Source organism: Shewanella sp. ALD9 (assembly GCF_002836315.1).
Taxonomy (GTDB): Bacteria; Pseudomonadota; Gammaproteobacteria; order Enterobacterales; family Shewanellaceae; genus Shewanella.
The window spans coordinates 108,724-125,284 of the sequence record NZ_PJCD01000003.1 but is presented as its reverse complement, the minus strand read 5'-3'; the positions used below and the strand labels follow the sequence as shown (position 1 = coordinate 125,284).

Genomic DNA, 16,561 nt, shown 5'->3' with positions numbered 1-16,561 from the left:
TTACAAAGATATTGCATCAAGTTCTTGATAAACAGCGAGAGTATCTTGGTAACATTTTTCCCATGAAAAACGACTCGCTTGTTGAAATCCTTTTTGAATAATATCACTGCGTATTTGTTGATTATGTAATGTGGTAAATGCTTGGTTGAAGCTTGCCACGTCAGCTTGTTGAGTGAGTATGGCAGCAGAGCCTGCGACTTCTGGAATAGAAGACACGTTTACCGCGATTACCGGACAACCTGAGCGCATGGCTTCTATAACTGGGATGCCAAAACCTTCATAGCTAGAGGGATAAAATAAGCAATGGGCGCGATTGTAAAGTTCGTTTAGCTGTTCATCAGTTAGGCGTCCCAACCATTCGTATCGGCCAGGTATTGTCGCTTCAAGCAACTGGAGTTCTTCATCAGAAAGTTTACCTCCACCGACAATTGATAGGGTTAAGTCTGGTTGATGCTTTAATGTTTGTACTGCTAAAGTGAAGTTTTTGTACCATCCGCGGGCACCGATAAACACCACTTCATTCGTTTTTTCTGTGGTATCGAGCGGGTAGTAGTCAGATGACACACCATTGTACACCACTCGAATTTTACTTGGATCGATAGGGCAAAATTTCATTAAATCATCGGCGGTATTTTGCGATACGCAAATCACTAAATGACTATTACGAATCGCTCTAAATTTTTGCCAAGAATGCATCCATTTAGCAGGACCTTTTCGGTACAGCTCATAGGTAAAGTCATGCACTGTCGTCACCGTTTTTACTTTTTGTTTGGCTAAACGGTAATGAGTAGAGTGAAAAACAGTATCGTTAGTGACTTGTTGCAGGTTTACGTCTCGCCATCTTTCTTGCCACTTTGGGGCTTGAAAATTCACTTGGGTGTTTTCGCCAAACAGTGGGATATGACCTTGCTCGTCTTTAAATCGAATATAGTTAAGATCGATTTTGTTGTTTTGCATAAAAGAAAGTATTTGCGCAAAGTAAACGGTACAACCACCGTTGTCTTGTAAGTTTTCGATAATACCATCAACAATCAGTTTCATTTTTTTCCAACTTAATTTTTGCTTTTTGTACAGTGAAATAAAAAACACTGACTAGAAATAGATACATTAGAGGGCTGAAATAGCCGACACCACGAATAAAAAACTCGAGAAAACTGGCTAAAAAAATGGCATAAAAAAACACATCCATTTTGGAAACAGATGCATTGCTTCTTAGTGTTAAAAATACTTTTAGATAAAATATTAAGTAACCACATAGAAATACGATTCCGAATATACCAAACTCGCCGACAAGTTTAGGCGCTGTTGCGCCACCATCAAATTGATTAATACTGAAGCCAAGCAATGCATAAAGCTTGTCGGACACCGAACCGTAAACAGTGGTTACACCAAACTGTTGAAAACCACCACCTAGGTAGGATTGAGTTGTTAAAGTCTCTATTGCATTTTGCCAACCCTGAAATAATACCAGTACAGATAAGTTGTCGTTATCACCAGAAAGAACCAGTCGATCGGTAAAATAGCTTAAGCTATCGATACCCAGTAAAGTGACTAGCGCACCAACAAATAACGTAAATAATAGTGCTGCAAATACTAAATTTTGGCGGGTAGAAATCGTAAACGCTAATACCACCCCCATCAGCAGAGTTAAATTTTGAATATACCCAGCCCAACTTGCCACAATAAGCAGTAGTAATAACGCTTTGTTTCGAGAAAGAGTGAGACAAAAATAGATTAAAAATGGAGTGACGACTAAGGCAAAATGTGACGGTTCGAGAAACAAAAATGTTGGCTTAGCTAGCCCTGTACTAAAAAAATCTATTTTTGTTAAACTCATTAACCCATTTAATAACAATAAGATGCCACAAATATTAACCACATTGTAAAAGTGATAGGTATTGGAGTTATTTTTTAAATATAAAGCGGCTAAAAAAGCAGATAACACCACGATAAATAAACAGGCAAAGCTGAAAATAAATCGTTTAGCATCCACTTCGACTAGCATTGGTAATTGTTGGTTTACAAAGAATAAGTGCACAAAAACAAAAAAACAGCATGACACTATAATGAGTAAAGCGAAGATAACACTTTGGTCGAGTTTTACCGTTCTGTGTAAATAAAAATGAATACCTAAGAAAAAAGAAATACACAAAGAAGCAACGACAATTCCTAATGTAAACGATGATTGTTTTAACAAAATCATTGTTAAAGAAGGGAAAAACAATATCATTGAGACAGCGAAAAACATCAATAATGTTTGCGGAGTAATACGATTACATTTTGAAACCATCCGCCATCCCTTTTTTTATCGCCTGACTAATTTCAGGGGTGGCTGATAAAAGTCTAATACCACGCGTGGATACAGTGTAAAGCAAACTAATGTACTTTCTTATGCCACTAATATTTTTACGGATAAAGTAAATTCTATTTCGCGCTAGGTGATAGGCGCCAAAGTAGGATAAGTCACCGCCGGTTGAACTGCCTACTTTATGGTAAATAACCACATTTGGCAGAAGTTCTACTTTGTATCCAGCTTGGTTACAACGAAATAAGAAATCAGTGTCGTCGTAGTATGCAAAGTACTTTTCATCCATACGCCCTACTCTGCGGAGTAATGCAGCCGTAACCATTAAGAAACAGGTGGGTGCGTAGTTGTACGATGCGCGTTGTATGCTATTAGGAATGTATTCATCATCTATACAGTGATGAGGGGCAACAGCTTTAATTGTGTCTATGTATCCGCCAGCGTACCAGATTTTTTTTGCTGGATAGTTGAGAATAACAGGACTACACATATTGAGTGCATCTGAGTTCATGCTGTTGACCAGAGTGGACAGCACATTTTCATCTTTAAAAATTAGGTCATTGTTAATAAACAATACCAGATCGCAGTTGTCATCTAATGCGGCATCTATACCCTGATTATTCCCGGCTGCGACCCCCACGTTATCGCCTTTATTATCGATAAAGGTAACAGGGATTTGATAACGTTCAGCTAGTTCTCGCGATTTAGCTAACGGTTCAGGAATGGTACTATTGTCAATAATATATATCTGATAGTGTTTATAATTCTGGCAGGATAAGCTAACAAAAAAGTCGTCTAATACGTCTGGTGAGTTAAATAAAACGGTGACTAGACCCAGTTTTTTATGTTGATTCATGGTTAATTTTTTTCCAAGACTGGCTTTCATGACAATAACGTTTGATTATTCTGGCAGGAGCACCTGCGACTACACAGTAATCTGGTACATCTTTTGTGACGACAGAGTTTGCTGCAACGACTGAATTTTTACCGACACTAGCACCAATAATGCATACATTCTCACCAATCCAAGCTCCTGATTTAATAAGCACATCACGATGGAATTTAACAGGTTGATGGATTATCGGTAATGATATTGATTCGAAGTCGTGTAAATTATCTGAAATATAAACTTTATCAGCAACTAAAACGGCATCTTCAATTATGACTTTTCTTACAGAAACAATATGAACATAATGACCAATATAACAATCATTTGAGATGACTAACTGCGGATCATTATCATCAATTTTAAGCGCTAGTAACCAAGCATCAGGCATAAATGATGTTCTACAACCTAAATCAATATACTTTGCACCTTGAATATTTCTAGGCTTATAGATAGTCGTTTTTTTACCAAATGACTTAAAATCGCGTTGAAATAGAATGTTCCATAATAATAAGTAAATACGACGATTTACTTTATAAATAAACTCATACATGTGAATCATCAGCCTTGGATAAATATTCATTCAAGCTAGTATCATCAAGTTCCCACCATGGAATATTAGTCACTTCTGGCTGAGTTCGATACTTAATTATTTTTGCCGGTACTCCAGCGACTATAGCGTAATCATCAATATTCTTAGTAACGATAGAACCCGCCGCAATAACAGCGCCATTCCCTACAACGACACCATCCAAAATGATTGCATTTAAACCAATCCAGACATCGTTACCTATAGTGACGGTTTCTGATTCGATAAAAGGTTTTGATCTTGAAAAATGTCTATAAGGAAAAATAGTATTACTAGAGAAAGTTGATGGATGTGTAGAGACCCAATCAAGCGGGTGTAATCCGATGCCAATTTTAACGCCATCGGCAATAGAACAATAACTACCAATTATTGCATTACTGACAGTTCCCTTACCGGCAAAGTAAGTGTATTTTCCGATTGATGAATTGGATATATCTATTTTTTTAAAAAGGATTGTTTTATCTGCAAAAACAGAATTTTTATTTAATCTTTTATAGTAATTAGACTTTATTACGACTAAGTAATCTCTAATCAATTGCTTTAGTTTCATTAACAATACCTTTAACTTTCGCAAAACATTTACTCAGGTAGAACCCAGTAGCAATAAATACAGCAACCTGTGCTAATTGCAAATAAATACGATATGCATCACTTACAGAATCAAAGGAAAAAATAGAGATTACAGCTACTGAAGGTATTACCAGAAATGACAAGAATATAATTAAACCACTTTTATCTAATACAGTTTCTTTTGAGTATTTTAATGTATAGACAAGCATAATCGTAATAGCTGAGATTATGGTTGAATATGCTACACCGATTGCACCAAATTCTTTGACTAGAATAATTGAAAGAATGAAATTTAACAGCCCTTCGAAAACAGGAAAGTGGGCAATTTTTAGTTGCTGAGCATTGGCAACTAACTTCATACCGTAAGGTGCAATAACCATTCGAATGGCAAATGCGACTAATAAATAATTGAAGTAGTTATTAGCTAATGCGCCATTACTGTCGCCAACCCAAAGCTGAAGTATCGGTAAGGAGATATAGCTAGAAAGGTTAACACCTAGGAATATCGTCAACGCAAAAATCATTGATAACGATATCACCAGTTCATCAACCCCCTTTTTGTTACCAGCTTCGTTTAACTTTACTATAGGTTGAATGATTGGATTTACAATAGCACCTAACAAACCAACTATGGCATTCACCATGGTCATCGCGAGGACAAAATAAGCTAGATTATCGAAGTCGTAAATAGAAACAACAAAGATACCTATTCCGGATATTAGAAACTGCGCCACATTCCAAATCGTTAACCCACCAAAGAACTTTACTAGCTCATCGATTTTACCTTGCAAACCAATTGAAAAATGATGTTTTTCAAAAGAACTAAACTGTTTGTACATAAATAAATAGGAAATAATATTAATCACGAAGTAGCCAGACGCTATAGCAATTAAGCCATAGTCAGCTAGAGATACAACTACAATACCAATAAAAACTCTAGAGATAAGGTTAATATTTGCCGTGACATGGTTCTTCTCAATTCCAATGAAGTAACCAATGAATACCGTCGCAAAAATACCGAGAGTAAATGAGCCAAAAACTAACAAGAATGCGATTTTAGACTCGAAAACTATTTCATTTGGAATGTTTGCGAATATCGATTCAAAGTTAACCAGAACAACAGCGAGTACGAGTAGGAAAAAGATAAAAATATAGAGAACAATATTGAAGTAGTTGTTAATAACTCGATTTAATCCTAGCTCATCATTGTTAAACTTGAACTGAGATGTGAAGCGGCCTATGGTTATTTGTCCTGCTACTCCAAAAATACTAACTGCAATTCCAGCTTGAAGACAAATAGACCAAACTGAAAACTCATCCAGACTTAATATGTTTATCAAAAATGGTGATATTACTATGCCTAAAATAACATTTGAAAAACCATTGATAATGTTAGCTAATGAGTTTTTTATTAAACGATTAAATCCGCTCATTAATTGGTACTTAACACTTTTTTAAACTCGGTAATCATTTCTTTTAAATCAACTAACACATTATTAGGCGTAAAGTTTGTAATCAATTGGTTTATTGTGGTTATGTCTGTTGTTGGAAAAGACTCATTAGGAAAGTCAATTTCATGCCAGATAATTTCGCATTGTGTATGCTCTTGTAACACATCAGCAATTTGCTTTGCCGTTATGTTATAACCTGCTGCTACATTAATGGTTTGATTATGGCATAGTTCATTTGATGCTATCTCAATACAGGTAGAGGCAACATCTTTTACTGACACGTAATCTTTAGCGTAATCCTTAGCAATATACATATCGACTTTGCCGTGGTTAATCGCATTACGGGTAATAGCGGGTAGAAATAGCGGACTATTTAACGCCACGCCATAAACATTACTTGGTCTAACGATGCAGACATTACGACCGCTTTTAAGGCATAACTCTTCTGCAACTAGTTTAGTTAAATTAAATAGACGACGGTTATCATCGACGCATACCGTTAGGTTTGCTTGTTCATTAGCTGATGCTTGATTCATGTATACCCGAGTTGAAGACACATAAATTAAACGTTCAAACTTTGCATGCTGCAGTATTTGGGCGAGTAGACTGACATTGGCTTCTAATACAGAAAAAGGGGTATTTTTACAGTCGCCATTTCCGGCACAATATAAAACAATCCCCAGTTCGCGCTCGAACAGACTCGTGTCGTCTCTTGCAGGTACAAATGTACTATGGCCTTGAGCTTGAAGTTGATTGACGATTTCTGAACCAATAAAACCTCGGCCACCAAATACGGTATAAAACGCCATTTATTACCCCCAACCGTTAATCAGTTTGTCTTTAATTGCCTCTAACGTAGGCTGAATACTGTCTTTATCCGATAATAATGGCTTGCTTAATGGCCATTGGATTTGCAAGCTTGGATCGTTCCACAATAAGCCACTTTCGTCTGATGGGTCATAGTAATCGGTGCATTTATATTGGAAGTCTGCAGTGTCGCTGAGTACACAAAAACCATGAGCAAACCCTGGAGGCACATAAAACTGTAACTTATTTTGTCCGGTTAATATTATCGCTTCATGTTGTCCGAATGTTTCAGAGCCTGGGCGTAAATCAACCGCAACATCAAAGACTTCACCGTCTGTTACCGTGACTAATTTCCCTTGAGGTTTCGTTTTTTGAAAATGCAAACCTCTTAGAACACCTTGGCTTGAGCGTGAACGGTTATCTTGGACAAAGTCAGCATCTATTCCCGCAGCTTTGTAACGTTCAGCTTGAAATGTTTCATAGAAGAAACCTCTATCGTCACCAAAGACTTTGGGTTCAATAATTAACAAATCTTTAATTTTTGTTTTAATAATATTCATATTGGTTTCTTTTTTGAAATTATTTTGTGATGTTCAATAAATATTGACCATAACCGGTTTTAGCTAAGGTTTGCGCAATGTCGCGTACTTGCTGTTTTGTTAACCAGCCCTGTAATAAGGCTATTTCTTCTAAACAAGCAATTTTGAAACCTTGTCTTTTTTCAACCGTCTGAACAAATTGTGACGCTTCTAACAATGAGTCATGAGTCCCTGTGTCTAACCATGCAAAACCACGTCCTAATTGCTCAACGTTTAGGTTACCTTGCTCTAAATACGCTTGGTTAACACAAGTAATTTCAAGCTCACCACGTACAGATGGTTTAACATTTTTAGCAATATTAACAACAGAATTATTGTAAAAATAAAGTCCTGTAACAGCCCAGTTTGATTTAGGTGTTGTTGGCTTTTCTTCTATTGATAACGCTTTAAAGTTTTCATCGAACTCAACCACACCGAAACGTTCTGGATCCATGACTTGGTAACCAAATACCGTTGCTCCAGATAGGTTTTGAACTGCATGCTTTAATTGTTTACCAAACGCTTGGCCAAAGAAGATATTGTCGCCCAATGCTAAGCAGACATCGTCTGAACCAATGAATGATTCGCCGATAATAAATGCTTGAGCAAGGCCATCTGGTGATGGTTGAACTTCATAAGTTAGGTTAATGCCAAACTGGCTGCCATCACCTAATAAACGGATGAATCCATCTTGTTCTTCTGGCGTAGTAATGATGAGGATTTGGTTAATTCCCGCCAACATTAATACCGACAATGGGTAGTAAATCATCGGTTTGTCATAAATAGGCAGTAATTGCTTTGATACGCCTTTTGTTATTGGATGTAGTCTTGTACCTGAACCACCGGCTAAAATAATGCCTTTCATAAAACCTCGAATACAGATTACGGTATATGCTAAACCGAATCATCAAATAATAATGTCACCCACTAGCTTAACTGCATATTGCTGTAACCTATGCGTTAATACCTAGTCGTTAATACCTAGTCGTTAATACCTAAACGCTCACGTTGGTAACTGCCATCTTGCACGTGCTGGCACCATAACTGATTATCTAAGTACCATTGAATGGTTTTGCGTAAGCCAGTTTCGAATGTTTCGACTGGTGTCCAGTTGAGTTCTTTACTCATTTTGCTGGCATCAATGGCATAGCGTCGGTCGTGACCTGGTCGGTCGGTAACATAAGTAATTTGGTCGGCATAAGGGTCATTTTTAGGCACTAAAACATCTAAAATTGTACATATCGTTTGCACAACTTCGAGGTTTTGTTTTTCGTTATGTCCGCCTATATTATAGGTCTCGCCGACTTTACCTTCTGTTACCACTTTGTAAAGTGCACGCGCATGATCTTCTACATATAACCAATCACGAATTTGGTCACCTTTGCCATAAATTGGCAACGACTTACCTTCTAGTGCATTTAAAATAACGAGTGGGATGAGTTTTTCTGGAAAATGGTAAGGACCATAGTTATTAGAACAATTAGTGATCACTGTTGGTAATCCATAAGTGCGTAACCAAGCTCGAACGAGATGATCGCTTGATGCTTTTGATGCTGAATATGGGCTGCTTGGTGCGTAAGCTGTAGTTTCAGTAAACAAAGGTAAATGAGTTGTTGCTGAAACTTCATCTGGATGAGGGAGATCACCATACACTTCATCGGTAGAAATATGATGAAAACGAAAAGCCAATTTAGCTTCTGGCGTAAGTGTATTCCAATATTCGCGAGTGGCCTCAAGTAAGGTATATGTACCGACAATATTGGTTTGGATAAAATCAGACGGGCCGGTAATTGAACGATCAACATGGCTTTCTGCCGCTAGATGCATGACAGCATCTGGTTGATAAGTAGCAAAAACACGTTTTAACTCTGCATGATCGCAAATATCCACTTGCTCAAAATGGTAACGAGAGTTGTCGTTAATGGTTGCTAGCGATTCGAGGTTACCTGCATAAGTGAGTTTATCGACATTGATGACACTGTCTGGAGTGTTAGCGATGATGTGACGAACAACTGCAGAGCCAATAAACCCTGCACCACCTGTAATAAGAATTTTCACAATATGTCTCTTTTATCTATTTACCAAATCGAAAACTATCTGCCCATTCCAAAGAGAACCACTTTTATGGTTCGGAATAAAATCTTGATATCTAACCTGGTACTATGGTGTTTTATATAAAAAATATCGTATTTATGTTTCCAGACTGCATCTTCAATAGAGTCGCCATATGGATAGCGCACTTGTGCTAAGCCAGTAACGCCGGGCTTAACTGCATGACGAAAACGATAGTATGGAATTTCTTTCTCGAGTGTATTGATGAAAAATTCTCTTTCTGGACGTGGGCCAACTATCGACATTTCACCTTTGAGAATATTTAAGATTTGCGGTAGTTCATCAATACGCGTTTTACGAATAAATTGACCTACTTTAGTCACTCGAGCGTCATTTTTAGAAGCCCATTTTGCACCTGAGCTTTCTGCATCATTTCGCATTGATCTAAATTTGATCACTTCAAATTCGATATTGTATTGACCGGTGCGTTTTTGTTTATAAAACACATTGCCTGGACTTTCTAACTTTATGGCTATAGCCGTTAAAAGGGCGATTGGCAATGCCACAATTAAAAGTAATAATGCCGCGACAACATCCACTATTCTTTTTGCTAATTGAGTGCGCTTTGTAGACAAAATTGAAAAAGCTTTTTGGTGCAGAAAGTAGCTGCTGTGTAACAGGCGTACTTCTGTATAGCCTAACCGTCCATCTAAATAACTGACAAGCGGTTCAACCCATGCACCTAACTCTGTTGCGACAACCAGAAAGTTTCGCTGCTCTTTGGTTAAGCTGGATGCCTGATAATGACAGATCACTTTTTTGCTGAAGTCTGTAATAGTGAAATCATTGATTATCATATCAAATGAAAAATCGTCGATTATTTGACCTATCGTAATCTCTAATTCGACTGGACAGTAAACATAGATAACCTTCTGTGTTAGAGCCTGACGTCTAGATTTAAATCTGTTTGTTATTAGCATAAATTTGGATACTTCAATTTAATAAGGACTAAATCGCTAAGATTTATTTTTTGAAAAAATAACGAATAATGCTGATAAACAACCCTAGAAAAATACCAGAAAAAACACCTAATAATACAATTAATCCTCTTTTAGGTTTAGCTTTTTCTTGTGTTACTTGCGCTGGGTCAATCGTTTTAAAGACATATTCATTACGAACTTCAGCAAACATAATGGTTTTTGCTTGTTCTTCAACTAGTTTATATAGAATTGAGCGAATATCGGCAACATTGGTTTGTTCGATTTGCTTTTTTAGGAAAGCAATACTGCGCTCAGCTTCATTAACATCACGGTTTTTCATGTCTGCGTTTATGTCAGCAATTAACCATGTTACCCATTTTTGTGCAACGATTGGCGAAACATGCTCGATTGATAATGATGTCATTCCAGTGTCTTTGGATGTTGAAACTATCATCTTAGCCACAAATTCTTTGTATGCTTCTTGTAATGACGGTTTGGCTGCAAATGGTCCAGAGACATCACGAGTCCATGAGTTACTGGCAACGTCGTAATCATCTGAATCATAGTTCAACTCTTTACTATTATAGTCCCATGATTTAGCTGCCATCACATCGGCTAGAATATCGTGCTTTTCAATAAAGTTTTGAATAAAAAAACGTGAGGTTAGCACCTCTATTGCCAGTTTACTTTTATCACTACTTCCAGAATTACCTAAATTGATACCAGCCATGCTAGCCAAACCACCAAATTGACCAGCCAAAGCAGCTAAACCACCGCTACCTTGCTCTGCTTCTGCTGGTGCCAACAATGCATCAGAACGATAAATATTAGGTTGATATAGAGCAAAAATAACTGCTGCTACGGACAATAGTAAAGTTGTGACTGCAATTAACCATTTATCTTTCCATAATGATTTTACTAGCAAGCGAAAGTCAATTGCATCATTTTCTGTTGCTGCAAACGCTTGCTGTTCTGGCTTATAAACATCGTCATATATGTTTAGTTTGTTCATATTATTATCTTTATCTTTTTATTCATTCGAGAGATTCAGTATAAAGCTATTTTTACATACTAGACTGAACGAGATTACAGACCTGAAATTGCGGCAAATGCTACAGCTGAGTTGTAGATGATCTGCGAAACTTGTGACCAGAGAGTTAAGTTATCTTTGTATTCAGTGTCTAAAGGAATGATAACCGTGTCGCCAGCCGAGATTTGAGAGTCGGAACTAAACCAGATGCTCTTTGTTGGCATCATCACTGAACCATTGGCTTTTATAACATAAATTCGGTCTTCGTCTCCGCGCTCTCTAGAGCCACCAGACAGTTGTAAATATTCTTCTAACGTTAAGCCTTCTTTAAATCTATGCGTTGAAGGATGCTGAACCTCACCCATTACTGCAACTGTTTGCTTGGTCGTTGGAACATACAATACGTCACTGTCTTCAAGTTGAAGATCGGCTTCTGGGATACCTAATTTAATTGCATTTAAATCAACAACCAAACGACCTACCGCTTTTATGTTTTCCAAATCAGTTAACATTAACTGTACTTCTGAATAACTACTGGCTAAACCGTCTTTTGATACACCACGAGTCGCAATGTCTCTGCGAAGTTGATCGGCTAACTTCTTAATTTCGAGCTGCTCTTGTAAACGAACGGATTCACGCACAAATACTGACGCTGAAGGATATGCAAATTCAGTAAACCCACCTGCTCTAGCAATCACGTCTGATAGCCTTTCACCACGTCTGATGTTATATGTACCTGGAAACTTAACTTCACCTTTAATTTCAATAACTTTTCTTTCTTGCCACTCTGGAGTCGTCAGAATAGTGACCATATCACGACCTTTTAGCTCGAGATTGTCTTCTTGACTGCCATTAATTGCTGCATGAAGGTTAATGGTTTTATGGATAATATCCGATACTATTGACGTAGTATGTGTGCGTGTTAGTTCTGCTCGCTCAATGTAGGCACCTTCTAACAACCCACCAGCGGCTTTAAGCAAGTCGGTTACGTTAGCGTTATTTGTTAAAGGATAAACACCTGGATGGCGAATTTTACCTGCTATAGCGACAATTCTTATGCCTTGTTGTGCGTTACCCTGAAGAGTCAGTTTGGTTACGATAGGATATAATAACTCTTTTCGCGACATCACATTACTGAGCTTGATTAAGTCGCGGTCTTCAAAAAGATTTGATAGCATTTTGGCGACTTCGCTACTGACTAGCGACTGTTCTTCAGATTCTTTTTCACTTAAGACAACGCCCGCAATTTCGTTGGTATATTTTTTTGCTACTGAATTGTCTAATGTTTCGAACCCTACTTTGAAAAGATCTGCATCCAGTAATGAATCACCTTTCAATGCTTCAACTTTATTCACTCGTTTCTTTACTAACGAGTTTAATTCAAAGCGATTTTGAGTATCGTCATTAAAATTAAATATCATCACTTTATCACGAGGCTGTAAAGCCAGGTTTTGTACAGAATTAGGAGAAGTAATGGCTTCACCAGGGGCAAACTGTAACGTCTCGATATCGCCGTGCTTATTTATTTCTCGAATGATTAAGCCATAATCTAAATCAGCAGATATGAGTAAATCCCCCCAAATTGATGGCATAAGATCGCTAATACGCTGTTGCTTCCATTGATATTTACCAGGGCGAACCACTGCACCAACTACCGTAATGGCATCTTCGTACTGATTAGAGGCATTTTTAACTCGAATGTAATCGCCAGCTTTAGCTAAAGTGTTGTTACCTTTGGCAGAAGTTAAATCGACATTAACTATGGTTTTTAATCCATTAGTATTATAGCGCTCAATACTGCTATTTTTCGGATAGGCACCTTGTTTAATACCAGCAGCCATATTGATCACGTCTGCAATGGTTTCGTTCTTTTTTAGTTCATAAATAGCTGGGCGCTGTACTTCACCAGCAACACTGACTAAACCACCGATTGATGGGATGAATACCACGTCACCAGAACGGAGATTAATGTCTCCAGAAGCATCACCACGAAGTAATAAATCATATAAGTCGAATGAGCCAATAAGCTTACCACTACGCTTAACTTGCACGTTACGAAGACTACCAATTTCATTTACTCCACCAGCAACGAATAACGCCTGAGTGATGGTTGATAAACTTGATACGGTATATGAGCCTGGTTTGTAGGCATCACCAGCGATGAAAATGCGAATTGAACGTAATTCACCCATGGTGATATTTGATTCAATGCCAATCATTTGCTGCTTTATGCGCTTAGACAGTTCTTGACGTAAATCGGAAAAGCTTAATCCGGCAACAGATACAGGGCCTAAATCAGGAATTTGTACTGTACCATCACGATTAATGGTTAAACTGTATTCGTTGCTTTCTTTGCCGTATAACTGAACTTTAATAACATCACCAGGACCGACCATATAATCACTTGGTACAGGAACATCTGTTACTGGTGCAAAAGTTGTTGGTTCACCTTCAAACATTTCGTAACCGAAACGTTTTAGTGCGTCTTTGTCACTGTCTTCTTTAAAATCAAATTCATTCTTTTTATTTTTTTCTGTGTATTGATCTTTATCTTCTTTGTTGCCTTTATCATCACGGGGTTCAACTACGTTAGGATTAGTAACGTTAACAGAATTATTAGAGCTACCTGAAATCATTGATGGATCGATACCATACTGACGGGCGATTCGTTCCTGTTCTGCTTTAGGTAATTGTTTAAACTGTTCAAGCATCTGCGGTGTAGGTGTAACAGCATTTGCTTGTGTTGTTAAAATAATAAGGGCTGATAAGCCAGCTATTAACACGTTTTTGGTTTTATGTAACACCAGGTATCTCCAATATTATTTTTGTAATTAAAATGGTTCTAGGTACTCGCAGGCTCGCCAGAGGACGGACTTCGTCCTACTAGTGTTGCTGCGCTACTAGGGACAGCTTTGCTGTTAAGATTTTATAGCTTCTAGCAGCGAAGCGCTCTCGCATCTAGATTTTTGATTATCGATTTTAAGACACGCTACCGCCCATGGATTACGGCTTCCAACATGCCCTTCGCTGTGCGAAATATATCTTTATCGCCGATATAATCTAAATAATCGGCGCGAAATTATACCTAAACGATAACTTTAATGTTGTAAGTAAATTGTTTTTTACTTACCTACAAATAGTAAAGTATATAAAAACATTAATATTGGTTCTTTTTACCGACCAATTGGTCAAATAACAACCAAAGTTAAATATGTGAATAGACAATATCCTACAAGATCTAGGGCGGAAGTCTTAACATACTACTATTATTCTGTTTTGCTACCAGAAACAGGCGTTAGATTCGTCAACTCAACTAAAATCCTTTTCTGTTGCCCCATGATGTTAAATAACACATGGCAACGTTTATCTGGATTATTCTCGTCGAATATTGCTTCAAGGTCTTTAAACGGTCCATCGACAAATTTGACTTTATCGCCTTTGCCTAACGGTTTTACCTCTTCTGGTACATAACCTTGAACACGTCTTTTAAGCGCTGAAATAATTCTGTCGTCAATGGGAGTCATATCTTCTCGGCAGCCAACAATACGATTAGCACCACGTGTATTGTGGATTTTGCTGACGCTGGTGATAAGAGGATCAAAATAGATAAACAGGTAGCTAGGGAAAAGTGGTGCCGTAACCATTTGTGGTTTATTGCGGACCATTTTTTGCTGGGTGATCACAGGTAAATAACTCTCGACTTCTTGTAAAGCCAAATTTTGCTGTGCACGTACTTCATGACGTGGTTTGCAATACAGTAAATACCAAGATTTCATTATTACTCGCTTGTTTAGATTTGCTCATCAGTTTGAGCAAGTGACATCCCATTCACGACTTGGGATATTAACAAAATTACTTACTTATTTGAATGTGTTTTTGAGCCTTAATGCCTATAAATACAGCGTTTAAATCATTGTCTGGTTTTATATTAAGCAATAACACCATCATTTATTATCTACTTTCAGAAGTAACTAATTGATTTATCATTCTACATTGACTTAACACTTTTAGCGCACAGTACTCGGTTAATTTTGCTTTATGTATAATAAAAAGTGCTTAGTAATGTCAATCTGCTTACGTTGGCGGTTACCAAATGCAAACGCACAGTCTCAAAATCCGTTGATATTTTGTATACCTAAACAGATTTAACAACTAATTGACTGTCTTTTATCATGTTATTTTGCTTCCAGTTATGACAATCCAAATCTGACTTAACCGATTATTAAATGATTTACTCCATCGATACATTATTGATCGACTATCGATCGATAATTTATAAATTCTGTTTGATGTTAGTCATTAATGTCAGTTTAAGGCGCTATAGATATAGATATAGATATAGATATAGATATAGATATAGATATAGATATAGATATTGCTAGCCTACAAAAAAAGAAAGCCTCGATAAACGAGGCTTTCTTTAGATATTTTATGTTGACGTAAAGATTACTTATTCGGCTTGGGTGGATAATTCATCATTACAGTACCAATTGCTTGATTAATAGTGTTAATTCGCTCTTCTGGAGTGCTTTGTTCACGCACAGTATCGGCCACTGTACCACGCCAAATTAACTTACCGGTTTTGTTGTCAACTAAGTCGACCATTAATGTGCCAACATCATATTCACGCACAGTCGTTTCACTATGAAGACTGCCTCCGAATCCCCAACGAGGGCCATAATATGGGTTATAGCCGAAGTTACTGTTAAAGGTGTCGATATTGATTTTTTTATCAACTTTGGTGATGTAGTTAACTAATAAATCGGCATTTTGTTTGTCGGCTTTGCTGATGCCTTTTTGGCTTAATTGAGTTTCGACAGCAGCACGAACACGTTGGTCCATGAGTCCGTCTAAATGATAGCCTGCATCTTCATTTTTTTTCTCTACCCATGAATAGGTTTTATATTGTTCAAATGATACCGATGGATCGAAGTCTGAAGTAGATTTCAAGGTGCTACATGCGCTCAATGCTAATACTGCCGCAGCGATAAATAAGGTTTTCATACAGGCTCCAAAAACAAGATGTTAATTCTTATTAGCTTATAGAGAGCAAAGGCGTTGTCAAGTTAACAAGATTTTATAAAATAAAGAACGCTAGACTCTAGGACGCTTCGCGGCTAGATACTATAAAATCAACAGCCTAGTATCGCAGCGAGTCAATCTGAGCTGCGAAGCTGTTTTAGCAGGACGTAGTCCGCCCTCTCGCGAACCTGCGAGCAACTAGGACGCTCCGCGGCTAGATGCTATAACATCTTAGCCGCAAAGCGGTCCCTAGAAGCGAAGCGCACTATCCGCGTAGCGGCCTAGCGGACA

Annotated in this window: 15 protein-coding genes; all 15 read right to left on the bottom strand. The window is 37.6% G+C overall.

Annotated features, from left to right (window positions below):
• Positions 1-1,041, bottom strand: a complete 1,041-nt coding sequence (locus CXF88_RS08245) for a glycosyltransferase family 1 protein (RefSeq protein WP_101086432.1) — start codon at positions 1,039-1,041, stop codon at positions 1-3.
• Positions 1,025-2,290: a hypothetical protein gene (locus CXF88_RS08240; protein ID WP_101086431.1), complete on the bottom strand. Its 1,266-nt coding sequence runs from the start codon at positions 2,288-2,290 to the stop codon at positions 1,025-1,027. Before CXF88_RS08240 ends, CXF88_RS08245 begins: the two co-directional genes overlap by 17 nt.
• A complete protein-coding gene (locus CXF88_RS08235; RefSeq protein WP_101086430.1) occupies positions 2,274-3,161 on the bottom strand; it encodes a glycosyltransferase family 2 protein in 888 nt (295 codons plus the stop codon). Before CXF88_RS08235 ends, CXF88_RS08240 begins: the two co-directional genes overlap by 17 nt.
• Positions 3,148-3,774 carry an acyltransferase gene (locus CXF88_RS08230; protein ID WP_242445123.1) on the bottom strand — a complete coding sequence of 209 codons (627 nt, stop codon included), beginning with the start codon at positions 3,772-3,774 and terminating at the stop codon, positions 3,148-3,150. Before CXF88_RS08230 ends, CXF88_RS08235 begins: the two co-directional genes overlap by 14 nt.
• Positions 3,737-4,330 (bottom strand): CatB-related O-acetyltransferase, encoded by a 594-nt coding sequence (locus CXF88_RS08225; protein ID WP_101086428.1) that lies wholly within the window; start codon positions 4,328-4,330, stop codon positions 3,737-3,739. Before CXF88_RS08225 ends, CXF88_RS08230 begins: the two co-directional genes overlap by 38 nt.
• The gene (locus CXF88_RS08220) at positions 4,308-5,783 is read right to left on the bottom strand and encodes a flippase (protein WP_101086427.1); all 1,476 of its coding nucleotides are present in this window, start codon (positions 5,781-5,783) and stop codon (positions 4,308-4,310) included. Before CXF88_RS08220 ends, CXF88_RS08225 begins: the two co-directional genes overlap by 23 nt.
• On the bottom strand, positions 5,783-6,610 hold the full coding sequence (locus tag CXF88_RS08215) for an SDR family oxidoreductase (protein ID WP_101086426.1): 828 nt from the start codon (positions 6,608-6,610) through the stop codon (positions 5,783-5,785). Before CXF88_RS08215 ends, CXF88_RS08220 begins: the two co-directional genes overlap by 1 nt.
• 3 nt (positions 6,611-6,613) lie before the next feature.
• Positions 6,614-7,168 (bottom strand): dTDP-4-dehydrorhamnose 3,5-epimerase, encoded by a 555-nt coding sequence (gene rfbC, locus CXF88_RS08210; protein ID WP_101086425.1) that lies wholly within the window; start codon positions 7,166-7,168, stop codon positions 6,614-6,616.
• A 19-nt stretch (positions 7,169-7,187) separates the two neighbouring features.
• On the bottom strand, positions 7,188-8,051 hold the full coding sequence (gene rfbA, locus CXF88_RS08205) for a glucose-1-phosphate thymidylyltransferase RfbA (protein ID WP_101086424.1): 864 nt from the start codon (positions 8,049-8,051) through the stop codon (positions 7,188-7,190).
• 116 nt (positions 8,052-8,167) lie between these two features.
• Positions 8,168-9,244, bottom strand: coding sequence for a dTDP-glucose 4,6-dehydratase (gene rfbB, locus CXF88_RS08200; RefSeq protein WP_101086423.1), 1,077 nt, complete (start codon positions 9,242-9,244; stop codon positions 8,168-8,170).
• Positions 9,245-9,279: 35 nt separating this feature from the next.
• The gene (locus CXF88_RS08195; RefSeq protein ID WP_101086422.1) at positions 9,280-10,218 is read right to left on the bottom strand and encodes an exopolysaccharide biosynthesis polyprenyl glycosylphosphotransferase; all 939 of its coding nucleotides are present in this window, start codon (positions 10,216-10,218) and stop codon (positions 9,280-9,282) included.
• A gap of 43 nt (positions 10,219-10,261) precedes the next feature.
• Positions 10,262-11,230, bottom strand: coding sequence for a Wzz/FepE/Etk N-terminal domain-containing protein (locus tag CXF88_RS08190; protein WP_101086421.1), 969 nt, complete (start codon positions 11,228-11,230; stop codon positions 10,262-10,264).
• Positions 11,231-11,304: 74 nt separating this feature from the next.
• Positions 11,305-14,052, bottom strand: coding sequence for an SLBB domain-containing protein (locus CXF88_RS08185; RefSeq protein ID WP_101086420.1), 2,748 nt, complete (start codon positions 14,050-14,052; stop codon positions 11,305-11,307).
• Between the two features lie 462 nt (positions 14,053-14,514).
• Entirely contained in the window at positions 14,515-15,024 is a 510-nt protein-coding gene (gene rfaH / locus CXF88_RS08180; protein WP_101086419.1) for a transcription/translation regulatory transformer protein RfaH, read from the bottom strand.
• Between the two features lie 670 nt (positions 15,025-15,694).
• Positions 15,695-16,252 (bottom strand): DUF4136 domain-containing protein, encoded by a 558-nt coding sequence (locus CXF88_RS08175; protein ID WP_101086418.1) that lies wholly within the window; start codon positions 16,250-16,252, stop codon positions 15,695-15,697.
• Between the last annotated feature and the right edge of the window lie 309 nt (positions 16,253-16,561).